Raw genomic sequence first — 5,269 nt, 5'->3', positions numbered from 1 at the left:
TTTCTACACAACATGATATGTTCGATCAAGATGAAAAAGTAGTTTTGGAAAAGATTGCTGAAGATATCATTAATATTGTTATTCCTGAAGTTAAGGCTGAAGCTAAAGAAGAAATAAAAGCATTATTTGACGAAAATATTACTTACCATATAAATCCTACAGGCAAATTCGAAATTGGAGGTCCTCATGGAGATACCGGTTTAACCGGCCGTAAAATAATTGTAGATACTTATGGCGGAAAAGGGGCTCATGGTGGAGGGGCTTTTTCAGGAAAAGATCCTTCAAAAGTAGACCGTTCTGCTGCCTATGCTACCCGTCATATAGCCAAAAATCTAGTAGCAGCCGGTGTCGCTGATGAAGTTTTAGTTCAAGTCTCTTATGCAATTGGAATTACTGAACCGTGTGGTGTATATATTAATACATTTGGAAGCTCAAAAGTTAACCTTTCAGATGGAGATATAGCATTAAAAGTTGAAAAGTTATTTGATTTAAGACCTTATGCTATAGAGAAAAGACTAAAATTAAGAAACCCTATCTACGCAGAAACTGCAGCTTATGGCCATATGGGTAGAAAAAATGAAACAGTTATTAAAAAATTTGAGAGAAATCGAGAAAACGGTAAATTAGAAACTAAAGAAATTGAAGTAGAGTTATTTACTTGGGAAAAATTAGATTATTTGGACAAAATTAAGGAAGCTTTTAATCTTTAACTAAAATAGTCATGTCAAAAATACTGGCAATCGATTATGGCGAAAAAAGAACCGGATTAGCAGAAACTGATGATATGCAAATTATTGCAAGTGGCCTGGCAGGAATTATGACCTCTCAATTAATACCGTTTTTAGAAAAATATATTTCAGAAAATTCAGTTGAAAAAATAATTATAGGTTTACCTATACGATTAAATGGCGAACTTTCTGAAATTGAAAATTCAATAAAAAAATTTATTAAAAATATTAATTCTCTTTTTCCAACCATACCTGTTGAAAGAGTTGATGAAAGATTTACATCTAAAATCGCTTCTCATTATATTAGTCAAAGTGGAAAAAATAAAAAAAATAGAGAAAATAAGCATTTATTGGATGAAGTAAGTGCTACATTAATTTTGCAAACCTATTTAGATAAAAAATGAAATTATGATTTTACCTATTTATGGCTACGGGCATCCCGTATTAAGAAAAAAAACGATTGAAATCGATAAAGATTATCCCGATTTGGATCAGTTGATAACTAATATGTATGAAACCATGTATCAAGCACATGGTATTGGATTAGCAGCACCGCAAGTAGGGCTTAATATACGTTTATTTATTATAGATGCAACTCCACTTGCTGAAGATGAAGAATATCTGGATATAAAAGATGAATTAGCTATATGTAAAAAGGTATTTATTAATCCTAAAATATTAAGTAGAGATGGAGAGCTTTGGAAATTTAATGAAGGTTGCTTAAGTATTCCTGATATTAGGGAAGATATTAAACGATTAGAAAATATAGTTATTGAATATTTTGACGAAAATTGGAATAAAAAAACTGAAAATTTTAGTGATGTTCGTGCAAGAATTATACAACATGAATACGATCACATAGAAGGTATTTTGTTTACAGATTTATTATCGCCACTTAAGAAAAAATTAATTAAAGGTAAGTTGGCTAATATAAGTAAAGGAAAAGTGGATACAGAATACAGAATGAAATTTTCAACACATTAAATTAAATAAATTAAAAATATAATTATATTATTGATATGGATCTTACTAAAATCATTGCAATTACTGGGAAATCTGGGTTATTTGAATTGTTAAGTCAAACCAAGGGAGGTTTCATTGTTAAAGATTTAGTTGCTCAAAAAAAATTATCTATAAATGCAAATAGTCAAGTAAGCTTATTGCAAAATATTTCAATTTATACTCATGACTCTGAAGTTTCTTTAATTTCAGTTTTAGTTTCAATTTCAAAAAAACACGAATATAAAGAAATTGAATTTGATAAAAACGATATTGACACTTTAAGATCATTAATGAAAGAAGCCCAACCTGATTATGCAGAAGATAGAGTGTACAATTCTGATCTTAAAAAACTTTTTACCTGGTATAATATTCTTGTTAAAAATGGAAATATTTCCAAAGAAAGTGTGAAAACCTATGAGGATAATTTAGCTAAGTCAGATAATAAATTCTCAGATGAAAATAAGAAAGTTGAACAAGATAATGAAATTAATGAACCTATTAAAGACAAAGACTTAGAAGAAGGTTCAATAGCCACTAAAGCTAAAAAAACAACTAAAAAAAAGTCTGACAGTAAGAAAACAGAACAGTAAAAAATTAACTTTTAAATAATATTATTTATAAAGGTATCATTTTTTGATACCTTTTTTATTAAAAATATAAGTATAAAAAAATCTTTAAGTTTATTTTACTTAAAGATTTTTTATTACTAACATCTAAATTAGTTACATAAACATGTCTTTAATTTTTTCAAAGAATGTTTTATCATTTTTTGAAGGTTTTGGAGAGAAATGTTCATTATCTAACATAGATTCAAAAAATTCTTTTTGTTCCTTAGATAATTTATGAGGGTTAGGAGTCCATACATTGATATGGATAAATAAATCTCCATATCCATAACCTTGAACTTTAGGCAATCCTTTATCTTTTAATCTTAATATCTTTCCTGACTGCGTTCCCGAATCAACAGTAATTTTAACCTTTCCTGTAACCGTTGGAACTTCTTTTTTGGTTCCTAAAACAGCTTCCGGTATAGAGATATATAATTCATAATGTAGATTGTCTCCCTCTCTTTTCAAATTTTCATCTTCAATCTCTTCAATCACGACAATTAGGTCTCCGGGAATACCGCCAAAAGGTGCATCATTCCCTTTACCTCTTACTTGTAGTTGTACGCCTTCTCTTACACCGGCAGGTATCTTAATGGAAACCTCCTCCTCTACTTTTATTAGTCCATGATTGTTAGCTCCTGGAGGTATATGATCCGCTACTTTACCGGTTCCGCCACAAGTATTACATACGGATTGAGTTTGCATTTGACCAAAAGGAGTATTCATTATTCTTCTGGTTTGTCCAGTACCTTTACAAGTAGGACAACTTTTAGAGGTGGCTCCCGGCGCTAATTTGAATCTTTTTACCTTAACTGTTTTTTCTATTCCATTTATAATTTCTTTTAAGGTAAGCGATAAACGTATACGTAAATTAGTACCTTGAATTTGTTGAGGCCTTGAAGAAAATCCACCAAAACCGCCACCAAACGCTCCTCCGAAAATATCACCGAAATGAGAAAAAATATCTTCCATATTCATACCTCCACCAAATCCTCCACTGGCTGCTCCACCTACTCCAGCATGTCCATATTGATCATATCTTGCTCTTTTCTGAGGATCACTTAATACTTCATAAGCTTCTGCAGCTTCTTTGAATTTTTCTTCAGCTTCTTTATCACCAGGGTTCTTATCCGGATGATATTGGAGTGCTTTCTTTCTATAGGCTTTTTTTAATTCAACTTCGGTAACACTCTTCGAAACCTCCAATACTTCGTAATAATCTCTTTTAGACATAAATATAAACCTCTCTTAGTTCTTAATTTCCTATAACAACTTTTGCGTATCTAATTACTTTTTCATGTAATAAGTACCCTTTCTGAACAACATCTATAATTTTACCTTTTAAACTTTCCTCAGGCGAAGGTACTTGAGTAATAGCCTCATGAAAATCAATATTAAAATCATCACCGGCTTTAACATCAATAGTAGTTAATCCTCTATCTTTTAAGGTATTAAATAATTTATTATAAATTAGTTTTACTCCTTCTAAGACAGGCAGATCATCCTCTTTTTTCTCAAGTTCAGTAATAGCTCTATCAAAATCATCTAAAACTGGAAGTAATGACTCTAATATATCTTTATCTGAATATTTAATAAGATCTTGTCTTTCTTTAATTACTCTTTTTTTATAATTATCAAATTCAGCAAATAAACGGATATATCTATCTTTTTCCTTTTCAAGCTTTTCTTCTAAATCAGATTGAGCACTAGCTTCTGACATATTTTCAGAATCTGATACATTTTCTTGATTGTTATCTTGATCTTGTGGCTCTTCAATTAATTCGTTTTCTTCGTTGTCATTATGATTCGACATGATTATATTCTTTAATGGTTACTGATATTTATCAATTTTACTGCCACTTTACAAATACTGTCAAATCGACCTGTTTTCAAATAGATAATTAAATACTTCTTATTAAATTTGCATAAAAAGTAAGCTTTATAGAATGTTGAATAGTTTCGATGTTTTTTCAATTAATTCAGAGGTTGAATTTAATTCTCTCTCCATTCAAATATTTAAATATCAGTATACAAATAATCCTATTTATCGGAAATTTGTTGATTTACTATCTCTTAATTATAAAGAAATTGATAATTACAAGAAAATTCCTTTCTTACCTATCGAATTTTTTAAAACCAATAAGGTAGTTGATGATAATTTTTCTCCAGCATTTTATTTTCAAAGTAGCGGGACTACTTCTGAAAATCTTTCAAAACATTATATAGTTAATGAAAATATTTATAAAAAAAGTATTTTAGAATCTTTTTCTTTGTTTTTTGGAGATCCTTCTGAATATATATATTTAGGATTGCTTCCATCATATCTTGAAAGAAACAATTCTTCTCTCATTTATATGGTTAATCATTTAATGGAACAATCTAAAAAAGAGGAAAACGGTTATTATTTACATAATTTTGATGATCTTTATTTAGTATTAAATCGTCTTGAAAGCGAAGGTAAAAAAGTTATACTTTTTGGTGTTTCTTACGCGTTATTGGATTTTGCAAAGTCTTACCCTTTACATTTAAATCATACACTTATTATTGAAACAGGTGGAATGAAAGGCAGGAAAAAAGAAATTACTAAAGATGAACTTTTATCTGAATTGAAGTATGCTTTTCATACAGAAAAAATATTTTCAGAATATAGCATGACAGAATTACTTTCTCAGGCTTATTCTTTGAGTAATAATTTTTATAGATGTCCTCCATGGATGAAAATTTTAATTAGAGATGTGGATGATCCTTTTGAATATGTAGAAAATCATAGAACCGGCGGCGTTAATATAATTGATTTAGCAAATATTCACAGTTGTTCATTTATTTCTACTCAAGATCTTGGTAAAACCCTAGAAAATGAATGTTTTCAAATTTTAGGTAGAATGGATAATTCCGATATAAGAGGATGCAGCTTATTGTTATTATAATTTT

7 protein-coding genes are annotated in these 5,269 nt (G+C 29.3%); 5 read left to right on the top strand and 2 right to left on the bottom strand.

Annotation, left to right across the window (positions count from 1 at the left end; all coding sequences use genetic code 11):
- The 4 genes from M3Z80_RS09005 to M3Z80_RS08990 form a co-directional block, all read left to right on the top strand.
- Nucleotides 1-710: methionine adenosyltransferase domain-containing protein (locus M3Z80_RS09005; protein WP_293919281.1), on the top strand; the 710-nt coding region annotated here is incomplete at its 5' end.
- Between the two features lie 11 nt (nucleotides 711-721).
- Nucleotides 722-1,132, top strand: coding sequence for a Holliday junction resolvase RuvX (gene ruvX / locus M3Z80_RS09000; RefSeq protein WP_293919280.1), 411 nt, complete (start codon nucleotides 722-724; stop codon nucleotides 1,130-1,132).
- A 4-nt stretch (nucleotides 1,133-1,136) separates the two neighbouring features.
- Nucleotides 1,137-1,712 (top strand): peptide deformylase, encoded by a 576-nt coding sequence (def, locus tag M3Z80_RS08995; RefSeq protein ID WP_293919279.1) that lies wholly within the window; start codon nucleotides 1,137-1,139, stop codon nucleotides 1,710-1,712.
- 35 nt (nucleotides 1,713-1,747) lie between these two features.
- Nucleotides 1,748-2,320 (top strand): DUF5606 family protein, encoded by a 573-nt coding sequence (locus M3Z80_RS08990; protein ID WP_293919278.1) that lies wholly within the window; start codon nucleotides 1,748-1,750, stop codon nucleotides 2,318-2,320.
- 132 nt (nucleotides 2,321-2,452) lie between these two features.
- Here the strand turns inward: M3Z80_RS08990 and dnaJ are convergent, their stop codons facing one another.
- Together dnaJ and M3Z80_RS08980 are read right to left on the bottom strand one after the other, a co-directional pair.
- Nucleotides 2,453-3,571: a molecular chaperone DnaJ gene (dnaJ, locus tag M3Z80_RS08985; RefSeq protein ID WP_293919277.1), complete on the bottom strand. Its 1,119-nt coding sequence runs from the start codon at nucleotides 3,569-3,571 to the stop codon at nucleotides 2,453-2,455.
- A 22-nt stretch (nucleotides 3,572-3,593) separates the two neighbouring features.
- A complete protein-coding gene (locus M3Z80_RS08980; RefSeq protein WP_293919276.1) occupies nucleotides 3,594-4,151 on the bottom strand; it encodes a nucleotide exchange factor GrpE in 558 nt (185 codons plus the stop codon).
- A gap of 133 nt (nucleotides 4,152-4,284) precedes the next feature.
- Here M3Z80_RS08980 and M3Z80_RS08975 point away from each other — a divergent pair, with 133 nt between their 5' ends.
- Complete coding sequence (locus M3Z80_RS08975) at nucleotides 4,285-5,265, top strand: long-chain-fatty-acid--protein ligase (protein ID WP_293919275.1); 981 nt, start codon at nucleotides 4,285-4,287, stop codon at nucleotides 5,263-5,265.
- The last annotated feature ends 4 nt before the right edge of the window (nucleotides 5,266-5,269 follow it).

The sequence above is a fragment of the Apibacter sp. genome (assembly GCF_025291155.1).
In the GTDB taxonomy this organism is placed as follows: Bacteria; Bacteroidota; Bacteroidia; order Flavobacteriales; family Weeksellaceae; genus Apibacter.
Note: the sequence above shows the minus strand (reverse complement) of the source record. Positions and strands in the feature narration are given on the sequence as shown.